1 protein-coding gene and 1 pseudogene are annotated in these 2094 nt (G+C 57.6%); both read left to right on the top strand.

The features are described from left to right. The first annotated feature begins 403 nt into the window (after nt 1-403). Entirely contained in the window at nt 404-1456 is a 1053-nt protein-coding gene (locus D8V06_RS09995; RefSeq protein ID WP_130930895.1) for a YCF48-related protein, read from the top strand. 28 nt (nt 1457-1484) lie between these two features. After that, a pseudogene (locus D8V06_RS10000) lies at nt 1485-2094 on the top strand (RND family transporter); the annotation flags it as partial.

Raw genomic sequence — 2094 nt, forward strand, 5'->3', positions numbered from 1 at the left:
GCCGTACGCCGGGGCAAAGCCTTTTGGTTCCTTTTTGGCGTTTGAAAAAGGGACTCGCTGTAAGAGCGAAACCATAAGTCGCCGTTACCGCAGCAACGGATATGTACACAACCAAACATAAGCCGCCGTTACCGCAGCAACGGATATGTACTCCGACCAAAAACACCCAATCACCCCACCTGATACCCCACCATTCAGAAAAAACAACCACCCCTGCGGTTAACAAAACATAACGTGCCGTCGATTGTCAGCCCTTCGAAAACACCGATAGGATAAGCCAGCTTCCGAAGGGGCTCTGGATTGCGGGTTTCAGGTCTATGCTCTGAAACAGGTAATCCCGGTCAGCACCCTTGCGGCGCCCAGAAAGGTTGAATGACCTAACAATAATAATGGGGGAAGGTCTATGAGTGAGCCTGTCATGGGTGTGGGTATCTGCCGCCCGCTGGCATTACGCAAATTCGCGTTGCTGGCTACAGCGCTCTCGCTGTTGGGCTCTGCCATGCTGTCAGCACCTGTGCTGGCCGCGGCTGCGCCGGCATCCGACGTTGTTTATTCCATTGAATCGGCCAAGGCCAGCAAAAGCCTGATGCTCGATGTCGTCCACGCTGGCAAGCGCCTGGTGGCGGTCGGGGATCGTGGGCATATTCTGTATTCTGATGACCAGGGTGCTACCTGGATGCAAGCCAAGGTCCCGACCCGGGCATTGCTGACCTCGGTGTTTTTCGTCGATGACCAGCACGGCTGGGCGGTCGGCCATGATGCACAGATCCTCGCCAGCGAGGACGGCGGTGTCACCTGGACCAAGCAATTCGAAGACCTCAAGCGTGAGTCGCCATTGCTCGACGTCTGGTTTCAGGACGTCAACAAAGGTTTTGCCGTAGGCGCTTACGGCGCATTGCTGGAAACCAGCGATGGCGGCAAGCACTGGGAAGACGTCAGTGATCGCCTGGACAACGAAGACCAGTTCCACCTCAACGCCATCGCCGCCGTCAAGGATTCCGGTCTGTTCATCGTCGGTGAGCAGGGCAGCATGTTCCGCTCCGCCGACTGGGGCCAGACCTGGGAAAAACTTGAAGGCCCTTACGAAGGCTCGCTGTTTGGTGTGATCGGCACCGCGCAACCTTCTACCCTCTTGGCGTATGGCCTGCGTGGCAATCTGTATCGCTCGACCGATTTCGGTAGCAACTGGGAACAGATCGAGTTGAAGGCTGAGCGCGGCGATCTGGAGTTCGGTCTGTCCGGCGGCACGCTGCTCGAAGACGGCTCCATCGTGATTGTCGGTAACGGCGGTTCGGTGATTCGCAGCAGCGACGATGGTGAAACCTTCAAAGTGGTCAACCGCGCGGATCGTATTTCCGTCTCGGCGGTCACGGCGGCAGGCAATGGCAATCTGGTTCTGGCAGGACAGGGTGGCGTTCGCGTCACTTCGCCGAACGGCACCGAGTCGGGCAAATGAGCCAGGTTAATAATAAGAAGGCGCAGCTATGACTTCCTTGAGTACTCATCACCAGGAAAAGGCGACACTCCTTGAGCGCCTGATCTTCAACAACCGCCCGGCAGTGATCTTCATCTGCCTGTTGGTCAGTATTTTCCTGTTCTGGCAGGCGACGCTGATTCGTCCGTCCACCAGTTTCGAAAAAATGATCCCGCTCGAGCACCCCTTCATCCAGAAGATGATGGAGCATCGCAACGATCTGGCGAACCTGGGCAACACCGTGCGGATCTCGGTGGAAGCCACCGACGGCGACATCTTCTCCAAGGAATACATGGAGACCCTGCGCCAGATCAACGACGAAGTGTTCTACATTTCCGGCGTTGACCGTTCCGGCCTCAAGTCGCTGTGGAGTCCGAGCGTACGCTGGACCGAAGTGACTGAGGAGGGCTTTGCCGGGGGTGAAGTGATCCCGCAGAGCTATAACGGCTCCCAGGCCAGCCTCGACATGCTGCGCAACAACGTCCTCAAGTCCGGGCAGGTCGGTCGCCTGGTGGCCAACGACTTCAAGTCGAGCATCGTCGACATCCCGTTGCTGGAGGCCTATCCGGACCCGCAGGACCAGGGCAAGTTGCTGGCCCTGGACTATCGCAAGTTCTCCC

The organism is Pseudomonas sp. Sample_24 (genome assembly GCF_004307605.1).
Taxonomy (GTDB): domain Bacteria; phylum Pseudomonadota; class Gammaproteobacteria; order Pseudomonadales; family Pseudomonadaceae; genus Aquipseudomonas.